Raw genomic sequence first — 18,770 nt, 5'->3', positions numbered from 1 at the left:
CTCAATTAATCATCAATCCGTACATCAAGTAGGTCAAGAATTCGGGTTAAATCCTCTTCTGATAGGTATTCAATTTCAATTTTGCCCTTGTGGCCACGGCTTTTAATTTTAACAGCCGTGCCAAACTTGTCCATTAATTTATCTTCACTCTCACGTACATAAGCAGGAACTTGGACAGGGTCATTTTGGCTAATTCGGGTGACTTCAGCTGGTTCATTCAAAGCTTGTACTAAATCTTCTAGCTGCCTAACGGTCATACCCTCATCAACTACTTTATGAGCTAATTTAACCTGGTCCTGATGATGTTTCAGTCCTAATAGCGTCCTAGCCTGTCCCATAGAAAGCTGACCGGTTTGCACCATCTCTTGGACTTCAGGATTTAGTCTTAGGAGTCGCAAGTGATTAGCGACATGGGACCGGCTCTTAGTCAGACGATCAGCCACCTGGGCTTGGGTTAAACTTAACTGGTCCATCATTTGTTGATAGGCCATGGCCTCTTCAATAGGATTTAGGTCTTCACGCTGTAAATTTTCAACGATGGCCATTTCAACCATTTGGCTATCAGTAACATCACGGACAATAGCTGGGATGGTTTCTAAACCAGCCAACTTAGCGGCTCGTAACCGGCGTTCACCGGCGATTAATTCATAACCCTTAATGGTTGATTGTCTTACAGTAATGGGTTGGAATAGACCAGTTTGCTTAATTGACTGGGCCAATTCTTGTAAGGCTTCTTGGTCAAAATGATGGCGAGGTTGATAGGGATTAGGACGAATCTCATCAACTGCTAATTCACTCACCTGCCCCTGGGCCTCTTGTTGGGCCTTAAGTTGGGGGTCTTCAAATTTATTTTCAGCCTTAACCTCTGATTGGTAGATTGCATCTGTGTTAAAGAAAGCCCCCATGCCCTGGCCTAAACCAGATTTTTTCTTATTCTGCTTGGTCATTTGCTAACACTTCCTTTGCCAACTCTAGATAGACCTCAGCACCACGCGATTTAATATCATAGTCAATAATTGATTGACCGTAAGATGGTGCTTCAGATAAGCGCACATTTCGTGGTATCAAGGTGTCATATACCGCTGGGCCAAAGTATTTTTTAACTTCAGCTACCACTTCATTAGATAAATTAGTCCGCGCATCATACATGGTCATCAATACGCCCTCTAGTTTAAGTTCTGGATTGAAGTGCGTTTGTACCATTTGCAAGGTCCCAATTAGCTGACTCAAGCCCTCTAGCGCATAGTACTCGCTCTGGACAGGAATTAAAATCGCATCAGCCGCAGTGAAAGCATTTAAAGTTAAATGACCTAAGGATGGTGGACAATCAATAAATATATAATCATACTGGTCCTTAACCTTTTCTAAGGCCTGCTTAAGTCGTTGCTCACGTTTAGCTACATTAGTTAGTTCTACTTCCGCCCCTGACAGCTGAATCGTGGCTGGTACGACTTGTAAATTTTCTCGACTAGAATCCGTTATCACTTGGTTTAAGTCAACATCATTGACCAAAACATCATAAATATCATACTTGGCGTCAGACTTAGATACGCCTAAACCACTAGTCGCATTGCCCTGGGCATCACTATCGACTAACAAGACTTTTTTCCCTAAATAAGCCAGGGCCGCAGCTAAATTAACGGTAGTTGTCGTCTTACCGACGCCCCCTTTTTGATTAGCGACAGCTATTATCTTACCCATATGAGTCCCTCCTGATTGGTATTGTGCTAAAAAAAAGGAAGGAAATGCGCTTCCTTCCTTCGCATTTCTTCCGGATGATATATCCTTCGCAAATATTGTAGTTTATCGCTCTTATTGTATCAAAAATAAGTCGCACTGTGTATGCTTTTCCTGGGTTAGCACCATTATTTGATCAAAGGTTTTTTCATGGGCAAGCCAGGCCGACGCGGATACTTATTTGGTGTTTCCTTACGCTTCTCGATTTTAACTAGGTGGCGTTGACCAGCCTCATCTGGAAGAGAAAAAGCAATATCTTCAATAAATTTACCACCTAGATTAGCAATTGCAAATTGCGCTTCAGCTAATTCCTCATCTGTTTTAGCCGCCTTCATAGCGATAAAAGATCCACCTTTTTTTACTAGCGGTAGGCAAAATTCCGCTAATACTGCCAATTTAGCTACCGCTCGGGCTGTTGCTAAGTCGAAGCTAGCCCTATAGTCGTTATTTTGACCAAAAGTCTCGGCCCTATCATGAAAAGCCTGGCAATTTTTAAGCTCCAATTCGGCAATTGCCGTATTAAGGAAATTAATCCGCTTGTTGAGACTATCAACAATGGTTACTTCCAAATTTGGAAAAGCAATTTTTAGTGGAATAGCTGGGAATCCTGCTCCTGACCCCACATCAACCAAGCGCAAAGGCTGGCTGAGGTCGTGGTGAAAGGCTAGGGTTAATGAGTCATAAAAATGCTTCAGATAAACCTCATCTCGGTCAGTAATAGCTGTTAAATTCATCTTTTCATTCCAACTAACCAGTAGTTGATAATAACTGTCAAATTGGGCCATCTGCTGGCTATTTAGGTTAATACCTTGTTCAGCCAAGGCTAACTTAAAATCTTCGGGATTCATGTACCTGCTCCTTTTTCTTATAGCTAGGCCTAGTATAGCACAGTCTAAGGCTCAAGGCGGTTCAAGTCCTGACCAAGTTTAAAACTAGCAATATTATCAGCTACTACTTGTATTAATCGTTGCCGAGCCTGCTTAGATGCCCAAGCGACATGCGGGGTAATCAGAACCTGGTCAAGGCCTAATAAGGGATGGTCAGCTGGCATCGGCTCCTGGTCAATCACATCAATACCGGCGCCAGCAATTTGCTTATTTTTAAGCGCCATAGATAAATCTTCCTGGTTTACTAGAGGGCCACGGGCGGTGTTAATTAACCAGGCTGTCTGCTTCATAACTGAAAAAATTTCCTGGTTAATCATCTGATTAGTTTGATTGGTCAACGGCACATGGAGCGATACAATATCTGCTTGACTCACTAGATCCAACCATTCAACTTGAACGCCTGGTACACCCGCCACTACTTTAGGTCGGTGGTTCCAATAAATCACGCGCATACCGAAGGCTGTAGCAATTCTAGCCACAGCTTGGGCAATATCACCATAACCAACTAAGCCCAAAGTCAAACCTGCTAACTCAGTAATTGCTCCCTTGTGACCATAACAAAAATCAGGACTTGCCACCCAATCTCCCCTTTGAACCGACTGGTTAAAGTTAGCGACTTGGTTAGTTAGAGCCAAGATGAAAGCAAAGACATGCTGAGCTACAGTTGTCGTTGAGTAAGCAGGCACATTGGCTACCTTGATGCCAGCACACTTGGCTGCCTCTAAATCGATATTATTATAGCCCGTAGCTGACACCACTATTAATTTTATATTAGGACAGGCTGCAATGATATCTGCGGATATAACCACCTTATTTACAATAACAATGTCATGGTCGGCTATACGACTAACTACCTGGTCAACTGGTGTCCGATCATAAATAGTCAATTGATCAACTTGGTCTGCGACCACTTGCCAATCTAAATCGCCAGGATTAGCTGGAAAACCATCTAATATGACTGCCTTCATCAAAAATACTCCTTTTTTAAATTTGAGCCACCATCAGCTTATTGGTTAAGACGTTTAACCCGTCCAGACTTAAGATAAACCATTAATACAGAGATATCAGCCGGATTAACACCTGATACTCGGCTAGCCTGGGCTAGGGTACGCGGATTGATTTCCTTCAAGCGCTCACGTGCTTCAGTTGCTAGACTCTCAATGGCGTCCCAATCAATATCTTCGGGAATCTGTTTGGCTTCCATCCGGTGAAGACGGTCGACATTTTGCTCAGCCTTTTTAATATAACCTGCATATTTTATTTGAATTTCAACCTGTTCGTAGACTTGACGCGGGTAATTTTCGGTAGTCGGTGCAAATTTCAAAATATCTTGGATACTAAGCTCAGGTCGTTTCAAAAGATCAGCAGCTAGAATGCCGTCTTTTAATTGGGCCGAATGATGGTCAGCTAAATAATCTTGTAAGTCCGAACTAGGTTTTAAACGTGTCGCTGTTAAGCGTTCAATTTCTGCTTCAACTGCTTTTTTATTGGCTAAATAGCTTTGATATTGGTCATCAGTAACCAAGCCTAATTGGTAGCCTTTTTCTGTCAGACGCAAATCAGCATTATCATGACGGAGGAGTAACCGATACTCAGCGCGTGAGGTTAATAAACGATAAGGTTCTGTCGTACCCTTAGTTACCAAATCATCAATCATTACACCAATATAAGCCTCATCACGACCTAGAATAAAAGGCTCACGGCCTTGTATTTTCAAGGCTGCATTGATACCAGCAACTAAGCCCTGTCCGGCTGCCTCTTCATAACCTGAGGTACCATTAGTCTGGCCAGCTGTATAAAGATTTGCTACAGCCTTAGTCTCCAAAGTAGCCTTTAATTGATGAGGCCGAACCACATCATACTCAATTGCATAGCCGTCCCGCATGATACGGGCCTGTTCTAAACCGGCTACCGTTTGCAACATAGCCACTTGCACATCTTCAGGCAAAGAAGTTGATAAACCTTGCACATAAATTTCTTCATTATCTCGCCCTTCTGGTTCTAAGAAAATCTGGTGCTTGGGTTTATCAGCAAAACGCACGACCTTATCTTCTATAGAAGGACAATACCGAGCGCCAACACCTTCGACAATACCCGTAAACATCGGCGCCCGCTCCAGGTTATCCCGAATAATTCGGTGGGTCTCCTCATTGGTATAGGTCAAATAGCAAGGCACTTGCTGATCATAGTCTAGATAGTCTTGGTCACTAGACATAAAAGAAAAGTGGTGTGGGTCTTTATCACCTGGCTGAATTTCAGTTTTGCTGTAGTCAATACTTGCCTTATCAATTCGCGGTGGTGTCCCAGTTTTAAAGCGCGTAATGTCAAAATCATATTTATCTGCTAAGTTAGCAGTTAATCTTTCTGCCGCCTGAGAATTGTTAGGTCCCGAACTATACTTCAAATCACCAATAATAATCTCTCCCCGGGCAGCTGTACCGGTAGTCAAAATAACAGCTTTGGCTTGATAGATTGCGCCAGTTTGCGTAATAACACCCTTCACTTGATTATCTTCAATCATTAAGTCTTCTACAGTGGCCTGTTTAATAGTCAGATTTTCTTGCTTTTCTAAGGTTTTTCGCATTTCCTTAGCATAATCATCCTTATCAGTTTGTGCCCTAAGAGCGCGTACAGCCGGACCCTTGCCTGTATTAAGCATCCGCATTTGAATGTAGGTCTTATCAACATTGCGACCCATTTCACCACCTAGAGCATCAATTTCTCTAACCACGACCCCTTTAGCCGGTCCACCGACAGAAGGGTTACAGGGCATAAAGGCAATCATGTCAATATTTAAAGTTACTAATAGTGTATTCATTCCCATACGAGCAGCAGCCAAACTAGCTTCAGAACCAGCATGTCCACCACCTACAACAATGACATCATAAGTACCTGCTTGGTAGGTTTGCATATTTCTTCTCCTTCTATTACTTGCCTAGACAGAATTGGGTAAAGAGTTGGGTAATCAATTCATCTGGGGCGGCTTCTCCAGTAATTTCACCTAACAGTTCCCAGGCGCGAGTAAAATCAATCTGAATTAAATCGACCGGCATGCCAGCTTCAATTCCCGCCATCACATCATCTAAGGCTTGACTGGCCTTAACTAATAAATCGATATGACGAGTATTTGAAACGTAACTAGCATCTCGCTCTTGGCTTTGACCGGAAAAGAAGTAATTAGCAATTGCTGCTTCTAATTGGTCAATCCCTGCTTGGCTAGCCATTGAGGTTTGAATCAGTTCGCTATTACCTAAATAAGGCGCTAAGTCAGCTGGCGTTAACCTTTGGGCTAAATCCATCTTATTTAAGATCACAATACGTTTCATATTTTGACTGGCTGTTAATAGTTCACGGTCAGAATCGGTTAGCGGCTCACTCTGATTCAAGATAAGTAAAACTAAATCAGCTTCTTGTAGCGCCTTTTGACTACGCTCTACACCAATTTGCTCAACAATATCCTCAGTTTCTCGAATACCCGCTGTATCCACTAATTTAAGCGGTACACCGCGAACATTAACATATTCTTCTATGGTATCACGGGTTGTACCAGCAATATCTGTTACAATGGCTTTTTCTTCACGCAGCAAGGTATTTAATAATGAAGATTTACCAACATTAGGACGGCCAATAATGGCTGTTTGTATACCCTCCCTTAAGACCTTGCCTTGCTTAGCCGTTTTCAAAATAGCATCAATTTTTTCCTGGACCATCAAGGTCTTTTCTTTTAACAAGGACAGGGTCATTTCCTCAACATCATCGTATTCTGGATAGTCAATATTAACCTCAACCTGGGCCAAAGTATCTAAGATATCTTGGCGTAATTGACCCACTAAACGTGACAAATCACCATCCAATTGTTTAACCGCCAAGTCCATAGAGCGGTCAGTTTTAGCACGAATCAAGTCCATCACAGCCTCAGCCTGAGTTAAATCAATGCGACCATTTAAAAAGGCCCGCTTGGTAAATTCACCAGGCTCAGCTAAGACTGCCCCCTGGCTTAGGACCAGCTCTAAAATACGGTTGGTTGCTACTAAACCACCATGACAATTAATTTCCACAATATCTTCGCGGGTAAAGGTTCTAGGCGACCGCAGTACCGTCACCATGACCTCATCAATTTCTTGGCCCTGATTAGGGTCAACAATATGCCCATAATGAATAGTATGACTGGCTTGGTCGGATAGGTGTTTATTCCCCATCCGGTATACTTTATCAGCAATATCAATAGCCTGGTCTCCTGATAAGCGGACAATACCAATGGCTCCTTCCCCAGGAGCTGTTGAAATAGCAGCAATTGTATCAAAATCGGTGGTAGTTAGCATAACAATCCTTTCTAAAGCTTATCGCTTAGCCTTAATTATTTTTCATGGCAATTAAAAAAGTGCCCACTCCGCCCTTACTACTAGGCGGATAGACACTTTGACTGTCAAAATCCTATTTATACATGGCTATTATACTGATTTAATCGATACTTGTAAATTATTTTAAACTTATTTTCCTAACCGAGTCATTGGTTCTTAACATTAAAATACCCAGCTATTAGTCGTAATGGCTAATAGCTGGGTATTTTACTTATTATTTAATAATCACTCTTGAAATCAACTACCAAGTAACGATTGGGTTCCTTACCTTCTGAGTGTGTCTTGATTTGTCGGTATTGGGCCAGATAAGAATGAATAATCTTACGCTCCGAAGCTGGCAGGGGTTCGAGGAAGACTGGCTGTTTATTATAGGCTACTTCCTTAGCTGTTCGGTGGGCTAGTCGTTCAAGTGTCTGAAGACGTCGTTCCCTGTAGTCCCCCACATTAACTACAACGTTCACCCGATTACGGATATGACGATGTACTAAACTTTGAGCTAAAGTTTCTAGCGCATTAACAATTTTACCATGCTTACCAATTACCAAACCTGGCTTATCACTTTCAATTTGAAAAATGATTTCCTTGTCGTCATCAACAACATCAATAGTAACATCTGCCCCATAAGTAACACAAACATCACGTAAATAGCTAGCAACATCAGTTAAATCATAGCTAGCCTGGTCTTCTTCAACCACTAGTGACTCTTGACCTGCTGTTACATCGGTCTCAGTCACTTCATCAGTTTGTGTATCCTGGTTTAGGTCAGATTGATTTTCTAGATTATCTGCATCAGTTTTTTCAAGACCTTGATTTTCTGGTTGCTGATCCGCCTGAGAAGCAATGACATCATCTGTTAGGGAGTCAAGTTGGTTATAGGTCATGACAATGATTGCATCTTTGGCGCCAAAACCGAGAAAACCTTTTTTAGGCGCCTGGACAACGTCAACTGTAACTAGACCTTGATCACTAATACCAAATTCCTTAAGCCCCTTAGCGATTGCTTCATCAATACTTGCTGCTTGAAATTCTTTAGTTGCCATCTTTAATCCTCCAACTCTTTCTAATTACCGCTTTTTACCACGAGGATTACGCCGTGCCTTTTCTAACCGTCGTTCAAGGTCGCGGGTCTTAGCTTCCTCTGCTAATCTAGCTTCACGCTTCTTATAAGGATTATTCAATAGTAGGGTTTGTAAAACTGTGAAACCAGTATTAGCCACCCAGTATAGAGAAATCGCACTTGGTAGCCCCAGACCCATAAACAGGATCATGGCAGGCATAGTCCATTGCATCATAGCCATTTGTCCTTTACCGGCAGCTGGATTGGCTACAGTATTTAATCGCATCGAATACCAGGTTAAGCAGGCCGCAATAATTGGCAGAATAAAATAAGGATCTGGTTGTCCAAGTTGGAACCATAAGAAGTGCTCTTGGCGTAAAATTTCTGTCCGACTAATCGACTGATACAGTGCCATTAGAATCGGCAATTGAATTAACATAGGTAGACAACCAGCCCAAGGATTATAATCATGCTCCTCTTGCAACTTAGCCATCTCAATCCTCAGTTGCTCTTGAGTCTCAGGGTCCTTGGAAGCATACTTTTCTTGCAAAGCCTGGATTTCAGGCTGAACTTCCTGCATCTTTTCTTGGCTCTTCATTTGATACTGCATTAAGGGTATCAATAGCACGCGAATAATCAGGGTAATTAAAATAATGCCAATACCATAGTTGCCACCAAAAGCCTCAGATAACCAGATAATCAGGCGCGACATGTTATAGACAATATAACGATCCCAAAAACCAGTAGATTGGGCATTGATAGGTTCGGTGCTCGTTGCACAAGCAGCTAAAAACAGACTGACACTAGCTAGTAAACCAGCTAATTTTAACTTAGTTGATGATATTTTTTCTTTCATATTCTCCACTATATTATTTCCTCTCTTTAAGCATCTTTAGGGACGAGCAACTTAGAGAGCTTGAGTACATGGATCAGGCTTTGTTTGATTTCATGCTGAGACATATTTGCACTCGGCTTACGAGCAATAATAATGAAGTCAACATCCTGGCGCAAGTCATCCTTTAATTCATAAATTGCTTGGCGGATGCGCCGCTTTACATAATTACGTGTTACCGCATTACCAATTTTTTTCCCGACAGAAATACCAATTCGAAAATGTTTTTGCTCTTTAGACAATTGGTAAACCACAAATTGTCGATTAGCTGTATTTTCACCCTGGTGGTAGACCAAGCTAAAATCACTTTCTCTTTTAATTCGGTAACTTTTTCGCATAAACATCGCCTTTCCTAACAAAAAAAGACCACAGGCTCTGTGGTCTTATGCAGAAATCACTTTTCTTCCTTTACGACGACGAGCTGCTAGAACGTGACGTCCGTTTTTAGTACTCATGCGCTTACGGAAACCATTTGTTTTTTGGCGGTAACGTTTCTTTGGTTGATAAGTTCTTTTCATTAGTGAGCACCTCCTAGTTAAAAATTCTTGTTTTATAAAATAACCTATATCATTATACAAGTTTCTTAATCGCGATGCAATTTATTTTTTCGCTTTTTAACAAGACAAGACTTAATCTAGCATAAAAATAAAGGAACTGCAATAAATTAAACAAAAAAATTATCCACATTTCGGGATAAAACACCCACATGGCCTGTGGAGATATTTTCTGTTATCTAAGTATCCACAAGGATAACCCAAGACTTGTAAACATGTCCACAGGTTTAGGATAGGTTATCCACAACTGGGGATAACTGTCTAAAAACACTTTAATAGCAGTCTTTATTCAGGAGCTGTTTTCCACATTACTTTGTAGACAGCTAAATGTTCACACCCAATCCACAGCTTGTGGATAACTTTTTGACCAGCTTGGGATAAATATCATTTTTCGTTTTGGTTTTTCTGTGGAAAACTAAAATAAAAAATGTTATCCTTAATAAGCTAATATCATTGTTTGATAAGAATAGGAGAGAGATTATGAATCAAGTAAATAGTCTCTGGAATTATATTTATAATTATTTTGCTGACCCCGAGATTCTATCCGGTCCAAGCTTTGATACCTGGATTAAAGATCTTAAACCCATAAAATTAGAAAATAATACCCTCTATCTTGAAGCAGCTACTGCCATGCAACAAAAGCACGTGAGTAGCATTTACGGTAGTCAAATCCAACAGGTTGCCTACCAGTACCTAAACCAAACCATCGATTTAGTTGTGCAACTTAAAGGTGATCAATCAGTCCAACCTGCTAATCAAATACAGGCTACTAAGACAGAGGAAGTTAATTCCAGATACAAATCAAGTCCCTTAATCCCTAAATATACTTTTGAAAATTTCATTGTTGGCGAAGGCAATAAGATGGCCCATGCAGCAGCTTTAGCAGTCGCTGAAAGCCCTGGTTCAGACTACAACCCTCTTTTCTTCTATGGTGGTGTTGGCTTGGGTAAAACGCACTTAATGCAAGCTATTGGACATGAAGTTTTACGTAACAATCCCAATGCCAAGGTAAAGTATGTCTCTAGTGAAACTTTTACTAATGAATTTATTGAAGCCATTCGAACCAATACGACCAATGAATTTCACCGAGAGTATCGTAGTGTTGACCTACTTTTAGTGGATGATATCCAGTTTATCGGTGATAAACAATCCACTCAGGAAGAGTTTTTTCATACCTTCAATGACCTCTACAATAATGGAAAACATATCGTACTAACCTCAGATCGGGATGCTAGCCAAATCCCTAAATTAGAAGACCGGCTAGTTTCACGCTTTAAACAAGGTCTCTCGACCGATATTACACCTCCAGATTTAGAAACTAGGATTGCTATCCTACGTGATAAAGCTGAAACTAACGGTATTGAAATACCTGACGATACCTTGACCTATATTGCTGGTCAAATTGACACCAATGTTAGAGAGCTAGAGGGTGCCTTAACACGAGTTCAGGCCTTTGCGCTCATGAATAAGGAACAGGTGATGACACCATCCGTAGCTGCTCAAGCCTTAAGAGGCTATAAAGATGATAGTAAGTCAAATATGCCGACTATCAGCGATATCCAAGAAACAGTTGCCGACTACTTTAACATCACTGTTGAAGATCTTAAAGGTAAAAAGCGTGTTAAACATATTGTTGAACCACGTCAAATTGCTATGTATTTAGCACGAAAAGTCACTGATATGTCTCTACCAAAAATAGGCCAAGAATTTGGCGGTAAAGACCATTCAACTGTTATTCATGCCTATGAAAAAATTGAAAAAGCAGTCGACCAAGGTGGCGATATTGCTAAAAACGTTGATTCAATTCAAAAACTTTTAAAAGCTTAGTTTTGCACATGTGGATAACATGTGGGTAAAAATCAGACTTACCCACATGTTAATAACAGGTAAAAAACTATACAGCACATACCATTAGACCAGTTTTCCCAATTATCAACATGCCCTACTACTACTATTATTTATTTATTAATATATATATAGGACACGAGCAAAGGAGTTATGTATGAAATTTTCTATTAAACGTTCTGTCTTTATTCAAAATTTAGTCGATGTCCAAAGAGCAATTTCTTCTCGTTCAACAATTCCTGTATTAACAGGCGTTAAAATTTCTGCTCACGAAGAAGGACTGACCTTAACAGGATCTGATGCAACCATCTCAATTGAAGCTTTTATTCCTTTAGCAGATGATAATAATCAACTAAAAATTGAAAATCAGGGTGCAATTGTTTTACCTTCACGTTTCTTTGGTGAAATAGTCAAAAAATTACCTTCTGATACCATGTATTTTGAAGTAAAACCTAATCTTCAAACTGAAATCCGTTCTGAAAATGCTGAATTTACCTTAAATGGAACCAATGCAGATGAGTATCCTCGTTTGCCAGAAATTAATAATGAAAAAAGTTTTAGTATTCCTAGCGAGTTATTTAGTCAACTAATCAACCATACAATTATCTCTGTATCTCAACAAGAAACGCGGCCTATTTTTACTGGTATTCACTTCACCATAGGTAACGGTAAGATGAAAGCTGTATCCACTGACTCTCATCGCTTGAGTCAACGAATCGTTCCTTTATCAGCAACTGAAAATCAAGATGAAATTTCAGTAACTATCCCTGGTCGTAGCTTGAATGAATTAATTAGAATTATTGATAGCCAGCAAGATATCGAAATGATGCTAACTGATAATCAGGTTCTCTTTAAGTCAGGAAATATCTATGTTTATTCTCGCTTATTAGAAGGGCAGTACCCAGATACTGATCGCTTGTTGCCCCACCAACATACGACAAGTCTAACAATTGCAGCCAATGAATTTACGGCGGCAGTTGAGCGGGCCTTAATTTTGAGTCATGAGGGTAAAAACAATGTAGTTAAACTAGCTATTGAACCAGAACGTGTGATGTTGTCTGGTCAATCAGCAGAAATTGGTAACGTTGAGGAAGAATTGAATATTGTAAAGGCGACTGGAGATGCCTTAAATATTTCCTTTAATCCGGATTATTTAAAAGCTGCCTTGAGAACCTTTGCTAGTCAAGATGTCGTCATTAATTTCCAATCACCAGGCCATCCTTTCATTATCCTACCAGCGGATCATGAGGATGACTTTAAGATGGTTCAGTTGATTACACCAATTCGGACTCCAGGCGTTTAATATAAAAAGGATTGGGCTTGCTAGTCTAATCCTTTTTATATACCCAAAAAATAAAGCTTTTACGTACTATCTAATAAGTAAAGTAAGAAAGAGAGGCTGCTTAGTTTGGAGCAAGATATTAACCAGTTAATTGCTGACCACTATGGTTTTATTATTAAAACGGTATCAGAAACCAGTAATCGTTATGTCCGTATAGGCGATGACGATAGTTTTTCAATTGGACTACTAGCATTTCAGGAGGCCTATGAAAAATATGATGACACCAAAGGGCCTTTTTTGGCTTTTGCCAAATTAGTTATTAGAAGTCGAGTGATTGACTATTTACGCAAAGAAAATCGGCAACCAAACCATGATTCGTTAGAGGATATACAAGAAGCAGGTGGTCAATTTGTCAAGTCCACAATCTTGTGTAAATTATAGAATGTAATTGGTGGGTATAAATATTTAGACTATGTTATTAAAGGATTTATGAGGACATGTCTCCCAATATTCATGCAAATCAAGCAATACACTTCCTATAAGTCGCTCCGCAGCCTCTATATTAGGAAAGAGGCCGACAACTTTCTCTCTTCTTCTAATTTCTCGATTTAGCCTTTCTAGACTGTTAGTTGTTTTCAGTGAAACGCGATAAGGTGTGGGTTCTAATAAGTATGGGATAGCATCTTCGAAGCCTTCCTCTAGCGTATTAACAGCTTTGTCATATTTCTCATTGCCACTAACGTATTCTACAAATTCAAATTTTAACTCTCGCGCTCTTTGTTGACTATCAGCATTAAATATTCTCTTTAGAAGACTTCTCTCATGACTGCAATCCTTTTTTGGAAAATGAGCTAAAATATTACGTAGAAAATGAACCGTACACCGTTGCCAGGTAGTGCCTAAAAATTGATTACTAATCGCTGATTTTAGTCCCTTGTGGGCGTCAGATATAATTAATGTTGGTTTAGTTAGGCCTCTGGCCTTTAAATCAAGGAAGAAGTTCTTCCAGTTTTCTTCTGATTCATTATCAGCAATCATAAAGCCGATAATTTCGCGACGATTATCATCGTTAATACCCTGAGCAATATAAACACCTTTAGAGACAGAACGATGGTTTTCGCGAACTTTAATATACATGGCATCGACATAAACATATCGAAAATTCGTATGTGTTAGGGAACGCCCTTTAAATTCGAAAACAGCAGGGTCCAAGTTTTTATTTACTGAAGAGACAAATGATTTAGAAACACCTTCGCCACAGAGTGTTTCAACAACCTTCTTAATACGGCGTGTTGAGACCCCATTAATATACATTTCGGTTAAAACAGCCACAAAGGCCTTGTCCATACGTTGATATTTATCGAATAGCTTGGTATCAAATTCTCCTGATCGTGTCCGAGGGACATCCAGTTCAACAGTCCCTACCTTTGTTTTAAAGTTTCTTTTATAGGAGCCATTACGATAATCTTTCCGGTCATCTGTGCGCTCATAGCGCTTAGCATTAATAAATTCCTCACGCTCTGCTTGCATATAGGCATTAAAGATGGTTACAGTTAGGGACTTCATCATCTGATCCATATCACTGTTTAGAACTGCCTCTGTAATTTCTTCTAAGTTTAGGGTAATATTTAGTTGAGCCATAATAATCTTCCTTTCAATGTGTTTTAGCCAATTACATTGTAACCAAAAAAGATTATTATGGTTTTTCTTTTTACACAATTATATGGACTTAATCGGTCAATTAGCTCAAAATAGGGCTGATCTCCATGATGCGTTGGCCTATAGAGAAGAAATCGAGGACTGGCAAGATGATTTAGCTAGTTTTGGCATTAGTTTAGACCATTTAGCTGATCAATCACCTAAACATGAAGATACACGTCAACGCGCTATCAATATTTCCGAAAAATCAGCAGGGCATCCGCCTATTACTAAGCCCTTATACCAAAAAAAGCGGCTACCAATTAAATTAACTGCTGAATTTAATCAGGTATCGCAAAAGGTAATTCAAGGCAGTAAAACTTTTATCATTTCCGTGATTATTTTATTTAAGGAGGAGTATCATCTCTTAGTAGGCTGGATAAAGGGGGAGGACGAAAATGACTTACTATAAAGGCTTGGTGACTAGTATTGCAGATAATTATGCCCTAGTTCTAGTTCCGGGTGCCAGCTTCAAAAAAATCAAGCTCAAAGAAGATTTGACTGTTGGCCAAGCGATATTATTTACACCTGAAGACCTCTACAGCCCCCAGTTAACTAGCAGACAATCGGCGAAAAATAGACGACTTGTCTGGTTACGCCCACTAATGGCAGTGGCTAGTATTTTATTACTGATGGTGGGTGGTTGGTGGTTACTTGGTCACTCTACTGACCAAGTTCAGGCTGCCATTAGCTTAGGTATAGAGACGAATCTAACTGTTGAAGTTGATGAAGAAAATCAGATTATAGCCATTACTGATGGCCAAGCAGATTTATCAGTTTATGATAGCTTCTTAGGTCGCCCGCTTCCAGAATTTTATGGTGAGATGACCAAGTTCATTGACCAGCAAAAACAAGCAGATATAGTGATTGCTAGTACCGATAAGGCACCTAATTACCAGCAAATTTTGCAACAGTTAGGTAATAACCAATCGAAAACCAACCTAATTGCTATTCAAGGCCAACTAACTGATTACCAGTCAGCTAAAGCTAGTCAACGTCATCTAACAAACTATTTACTAGACCAGGCTGGTATCAAGCTCTGGAACCAGACAGAAGGTGAAAAATTAACTGCTGCTGAAAAGCAGAAGAGACTGGGTAATAAGGCGCGCTTTATTCAAATTGGTTCCGATAAGTCAGTTAAAGAGATTAGATCTAGCGAGATTATTCCAGAAGATTCGAGGTCAAGTACAGCTACTAGTGGTCAAGCAAATTCAGCCGCTAGCTCTAATGTTCAATCGACACCAAGCCAGCTACCGACTGAAGCACCGATAGTCAATGAGCCAGGTGCAGTAAGTGATGATGACTGGTATGACGATGATAACTGGGATACAGATGATGACTACGACGATGATGATTATGAAATAGAATCTGATGAAGATTACGACGATGATGATTGGGATGATGAAGATGATTAGATATTAGCGATATAGCTAAAAAGGACAGGTGCCCTAGGGCACCTGTCCTTTTGTTTTAAGCCAGCTTTTCATGACTCCCTTTATTTCACAGAACTATCCAAAACTTGGACAGCAATTAGGGCGTTATATTGGTCACCGACTAAAGCATTTTTATCTGACATTTTTACTGAAATAGTTGAATAATTATAGTTAGGACTCATCATATTATCATAATGGCCAGGGGAATTTTTCCACTGTTGATAGAACTGTTCAGCTAGAGCCTTTTCTGATAATAATTGATTAGGATTACCCGAATAAGTTGTCATCGCTGTATTTTCACCCAGAGCATTTTTATGCTGGCCACCTAGGTAATTAAAATCCTCTCTAAATGAAGAACCATCTAAGCGGACATGCGCTTGGTCGTTAACGCGAATATGGCCAATCTTGCTCAAGTCTTGACTTCGTTTGTTAACGCCTTCTTGTAGATGGGTACCATGGGCAACGGGTTTTAGACCTTTGGCTTGGCGATCCTTATTTAAAAGCGCTAAAAATTCTTGGTTTAGAACTTTCTCATCGATATATACATTTTGATTAACATCTTGTTGGGTCTTTTGATTTGCTTTGACTGGAATTTGTTTGCTTGTCTGTTTTTGATCTTTAACGACGAGTTGATTAGCTGCCGTTTTATCTTTGGCCCTCTGATCAATTTGCTGTTTTTTCTGCTTATCTTTTTTATCTTGGGCAAGTGTTGGAATAGGCTTGTCAGTCTTAATCTCCACTTTTTCAACGATATCTTTGTTGGCTAATTGATCACCTGGCTTGAAACCTTGACTCGGGTCATCTTCCTTAGTAACCTTTTCAGTCATAAAATTAGGATTTTGCTTGAGTTCAACATTATGGAACACTTTAGCAATTTTATTAGTCTCTTGACTGCTAGGTGTGGCGGCTTTGTCATCATCCTCACCAACTGATTCATAATATGTTTCCCAAATATCTTCCCAATCATCATCACTGTCAACTTTTACTTGACGATTATTGATAGTAACATAATAGCTCCCATCTTGGTCGTCATCATCATCATCATCTAAATCTTGGCTATCCCAATTTTCTGCTTGGTCATCGTCATCATCCCAATCATCATTAAGTTGAGGGGTACCATATTGATTAGCTGCTGGTGCTTGCCAGTCATCATCTGCTTCATCGTCATCATAGTCATCATAATCCTCATAGTCGTCATCATCCCAGTCTTCAACTTCCTCGTAATCATCATCGTCATCAGCAAAAACATGCTGTGGCGCTAATGGGGTGAGTAATTGAGTAGATAATAGGGCAACCAGGCTAATTTTACCAGCTTTTTTCAATAATTTTTCTAGGGTCATTTTTAGGACACTCCTTTAATATTTTTAACCGTTATCTGATCCGGTCACTATATAATACGCAGGCTCAATTTTTTTTAGGGAGTTTTTTAGTAAGAATATTTATTTTTCTAAAATTTGCCCTCTAATAAAAATAAGAGCTGAACTAGGAGAAAAGCTTAAAATGCTTCTGTCGGTCTTAATGACCATTATTTGCTAAAATAGCCCTTTTAACTTATAATATAAGGGTAAGGATTTAACCCGCTGGCTCATGAATTAAATAAGAATGAGTGGCGGTTTTATTTATTTTTCAAGTCCAGTGGATATGAGGTGACATATGAAAGAGATTATTACGATTGATAGCGACTATATTACACTCAGCCAACTACTTAAGGGAGCTGGTGTGATTGGGACCGGTGGCCAGGCCAAGTGGTATCTTAGTGAGTATACTGTCCTAGTTGATGGCGAAACCGAAAATCGTCGAGGCCGTAAGCTATATCCAGGCTCCTCTATCATTATTCCCGAGGTGGGGGAATTTATAATTAGCTCAGTAACTAACGAGGAAACGGCTGACGATTAATGCACTTAGAAGATATTGACTTAAGGGACTTCCGCAATTATGACCAAATCCATCTTAATTTCGATTCAGGTATTAATATTTTTATTGGGGAGAATGCCCAGGGGAAAACAAGCTTATTAGAGGCTATCTATTATTTAGCCTTGGTTAGAAGTCATCGAACGAGTAAGGATCGTGACCTGATTAAGTGGCAGGCAGACTTTGCACGTTTAGAAGGCCGGGTTAACCAAGCTGTCAGCCAGTTCCCCTTAGAAATTGTTATTTCAAAAAAAGGCAAGAAGGTAAAGGTTAATCATTTGGACCAACGTCGTTTAAGTGACTATATCGGCCACTTAAACGTCGTTTTATTTGCCCCTGAAGATTTAGAACTAATAAAGGGCGCTCCACAATTAAGGCGGAAATTTATCGATATGGAGCTGAGCCAAGTCTCTGCCATCTACTTGTATGAATCAGTCAATTACCAGCACTTACTAAAGCAAAGAAATGAATATTTAAAAAAAATGTTATACGGCGGCGCTAGCGATATGATTTATTTAGAAGTAATCACAGAACAATTAGCAACTAGCGCTGCCAAAGTAGTATATCATCGGCTACGTTTTGTTGATGACCTATTAACTTATGCAGCACCTATTCATGCCAATATTTCTCAAAAAAAGGAAGTATTGACAGCCCAGTACCATAGTGGACTTGATATTAATCTAGATATGACTGAAAACGAGATTAAAGCTGTTTTGTTGGCTGCTTATCAATCTAAGCTAACTAGCGATCGAGAACGTGGCACTACTAGTATCGGGCCCCACCGTGATGACTTGCATTTCAAAATCAATGGCAAAGATTTACAGAAGTTTGGTTCTCAAGGTCAGCAACGGACGACTGTATTATCTTTAAAACTAGCTGAAATTGAGTACATAGCTGCCCACTTGGGAGAATATCCTATCTTATTACTTGATGATGTTTTAAGTGAGTTAGATGATAGTCGACAAACGCAACTACTGGCAGCTATTGATAATAAAGTACAAACTTTCCTAACAACCACCAGTATCGAAGGTATTGCCTTAGAAAAAATAAAGGCCCCAAAAATTTATCGAATTAGTGGCGGTCAAGTAAATCTTGAGCTCTAGAGGAGTGAAA

Annotated in this window: 19 protein-coding genes; 7 read left to right on the top strand and 12 right to left on the bottom strand. The window is 39.8% G+C overall.

What is annotated here, in order from left to right; genetic code table 11:
• Positions 1-5: 5 nt before the first annotated feature.
• The 10 genes from AWM75_RS04735 to rpmH form a co-directional block, all read right to left on the bottom strand.
• On the bottom strand, positions 6-947 hold the full coding sequence (locus AWM75_RS04735; RefSeq protein ID WP_067978891.1) for a ParB/RepB/Spo0J family partition protein: 942 nt from the start codon (positions 945-947) through the stop codon (positions 6-8).
• The gene (locus tag AWM75_RS04730) at positions 931-1,701 is read right to left on the bottom strand and encodes a ParA family protein (RefSeq protein WP_067978889.1); all 771 of its coding nucleotides are present in this window, start codon (positions 1,699-1,701) and stop codon (positions 931-933) included. The genes AWM75_RS04735 and AWM75_RS04730 overlap by 17 nt, the downstream gene beginning before the upstream one ends.
• Positions 1,702-1,865: 164 nt before the next feature.
• Complete coding sequence (rsmG, locus tag AWM75_RS04725; RefSeq protein WP_067978886.1) at positions 1,866-2,585, bottom strand: 16S rRNA (guanine(527)-N(7))-methyltransferase RsmG; 720 nt, start codon at positions 2,583-2,585, stop codon at positions 1,866-1,868.
• A 44-nt stretch (positions 2,586-2,629) separates the two neighbouring features.
• Complete coding sequence (locus AWM75_RS04720; protein ID WP_067978885.1) at positions 2,630-3,592, bottom strand: D-2-hydroxyacid dehydrogenase; 963 nt, start codon at positions 3,590-3,592, stop codon at positions 2,630-2,632.
• Between the two features lie 38 nt (positions 3,593-3,630).
• Positions 3,631-5,535 carry a tRNA uridine-5-carboxymethylaminomethyl(34) synthesis enzyme MnmG gene (gene mnmG, locus AWM75_RS04715; RefSeq protein WP_067978882.1) on the bottom strand — a complete coding sequence of 635 codons (1,905 nt, stop codon included), beginning with the start codon at positions 5,533-5,535 and terminating at the stop codon, positions 3,631-3,633.
• Between the two features lie 16 nt (positions 5,536-5,551).
• Positions 5,552-6,946 (bottom strand): tRNA uridine-5-carboxymethylaminomethyl(34) synthesis GTPase MnmE, encoded by a 1,395-nt coding sequence (gene mnmE, locus AWM75_RS04710; RefSeq protein WP_067978880.1) that lies wholly within the window; start codon positions 6,944-6,946, stop codon positions 5,552-5,554.
• Between the two features lie 257 nt (positions 6,947-7,203).
• On the bottom strand, positions 7,204-8,025 hold the full coding sequence (gene jag, locus AWM75_RS04705) for an RNA-binding cell elongation regulator Jag/EloR (protein ID WP_067978878.1): 822 nt from the start codon (positions 8,023-8,025) through the stop codon (positions 7,204-7,206).
• Positions 8,026-8,049: 24 nt separating this feature from the next.
• Positions 8,050-8,898, bottom strand: coding sequence for a membrane protein insertase YidC (yidC, locus tag AWM75_RS04700; protein WP_067980883.1), 849 nt, complete (start codon positions 8,896-8,898; stop codon positions 8,050-8,052).
• 26 nt (positions 8,899-8,924) lie between these two features.
• Positions 8,925-9,272: a ribonuclease P protein component gene (gene rnpA / locus AWM75_RS04695; RefSeq protein ID WP_067980880.1), complete on the bottom strand. Its 348-nt coding sequence runs from the start codon at positions 9,270-9,272 to the stop codon at positions 8,925-8,927.
• Positions 9,273-9,317: 45 nt separating this feature from the next.
• Positions 9,318-9,452 (bottom strand): 50S ribosomal protein L34, encoded by a 135-nt coding sequence (gene rpmH, locus AWM75_RS04690; RefSeq protein ID WP_067978874.1) that lies wholly within the window; start codon positions 9,450-9,452, stop codon positions 9,318-9,320.
• A 516-nt stretch (positions 9,453-9,968) separates the two neighbouring features.
• On the opposite strand from rpmH, the gene dnaA reads away from it, so the two are divergent.
• The 3 genes from dnaA to AWM75_RS04675 all read left to right on the top strand — a co-directional run bounded on the left by dnaA (position 9,969) and on the right by AWM75_RS04675 (position 13,056).
• Complete coding sequence (gene dnaA, locus AWM75_RS04685) at positions 9,969-11,315, top strand: chromosomal replication initiator protein DnaA (protein WP_067978868.1); 1,347 nt, start codon at positions 9,969-9,971, stop codon at positions 11,313-11,315.
• 175 nt (positions 11,316-11,490) lie between these two features.
• Positions 11,491-12,636, top strand: coding sequence for a DNA polymerase III subunit beta (gene dnaN / locus AWM75_RS04680; RefSeq protein ID WP_067978866.1), 1,146 nt, complete (start codon positions 11,491-11,493; stop codon positions 12,634-12,636).
• A 105-nt stretch (positions 12,637-12,741) separates the two neighbouring features.
• Positions 12,742-13,056: a sigma factor gene (locus tag AWM75_RS04675; RefSeq protein ID WP_067978865.1), complete on the top strand. Its 315-nt coding sequence runs from the start codon at positions 12,742-12,744 to the stop codon at positions 13,054-13,056.
• Between the two features lie 24 nt (positions 13,057-13,080).
• Here AWM75_RS04675 and AWM75_RS04670 read toward each other — a convergent pair whose 3' ends face one another.
• The gene (locus tag AWM75_RS04670) at positions 13,081-14,256 is read right to left on the bottom strand and encodes an IS256 family transposase (protein ID WP_067978862.1); all 1,176 of its coding nucleotides are present in this window, start codon (positions 14,254-14,256) and stop codon (positions 13,081-13,083) included.
• An 82-nt stretch (positions 14,257-14,338) separates the two neighbouring features.
• Between AWM75_RS04670 and AWM75_RS04665 the strand changes: the two genes are divergently transcribed.
• Together AWM75_RS04665 and AWM75_RS04660 are read left to right on the top strand one after the other, a co-directional pair.
• Positions 14,339-14,725 (top strand): hypothetical protein, encoded by a 387-nt coding sequence (locus AWM75_RS04665; protein ID WP_067978861.1) that lies wholly within the window; start codon positions 14,339-14,341, stop codon positions 14,723-14,725.
• Entirely contained in the window at positions 14,712-15,728 is a 1,017-nt protein-coding gene (locus AWM75_RS04660) for an anti-sigma factor domain-containing protein (protein WP_067978859.1), read from the top strand. The genes AWM75_RS04665 and AWM75_RS04660 overlap by 14 nt, the downstream gene beginning before the upstream one ends.
• A gap of 80 nt (positions 15,729-15,808) precedes the next feature.
• Here AWM75_RS04660 and AWM75_RS04655 read toward each other — a convergent pair whose 3' ends face one another.
• Positions 15,809-17,086, bottom strand: a complete 1,278-nt coding sequence (locus AWM75_RS04655) for a CAP domain-containing protein (RefSeq protein ID WP_067978858.1) — start codon at positions 17,084-17,086, stop codon at positions 15,809-15,811.
• A 313-nt stretch (positions 17,087-17,399) separates the two neighbouring features.
• On the opposite strand from AWM75_RS04655, the gene yaaA reads away from it, so the two are divergent.
• Positions 17,400-17,642 (top strand): S4 domain-containing protein YaaA, encoded by a 243-nt coding sequence (gene yaaA, locus AWM75_RS04650; RefSeq protein WP_067978855.1) that lies wholly within the window; start codon positions 17,400-17,402, stop codon positions 17,640-17,642.
• Complete coding sequence (gene recF / locus AWM75_RS04645; protein WP_067978853.1) at positions 17,642-18,760, top strand: DNA replication/repair protein RecF; 1,119 nt, start codon at positions 17,642-17,644, stop codon at positions 18,758-18,760. The genes yaaA and recF overlap by 1 nt, the downstream gene beginning before the upstream one ends.
• Positions 18,761-18,770: the final 10 nt, after the last annotated feature.

The sequence above is a fragment of the Aerococcus urinaehominis genome, from assembly GCF_001543245.1.
Lineage (GTDB): Bacteria > Bacillota > Bacilli > Lactobacillales > Aerococcaceae > Aerococcus > Aerococcus urinaehominis.
The sequence above is the reverse complement of the archived record's forward strand: the minus strand, read 5'-3'. Positions and strand labels throughout refer to the sequence as shown.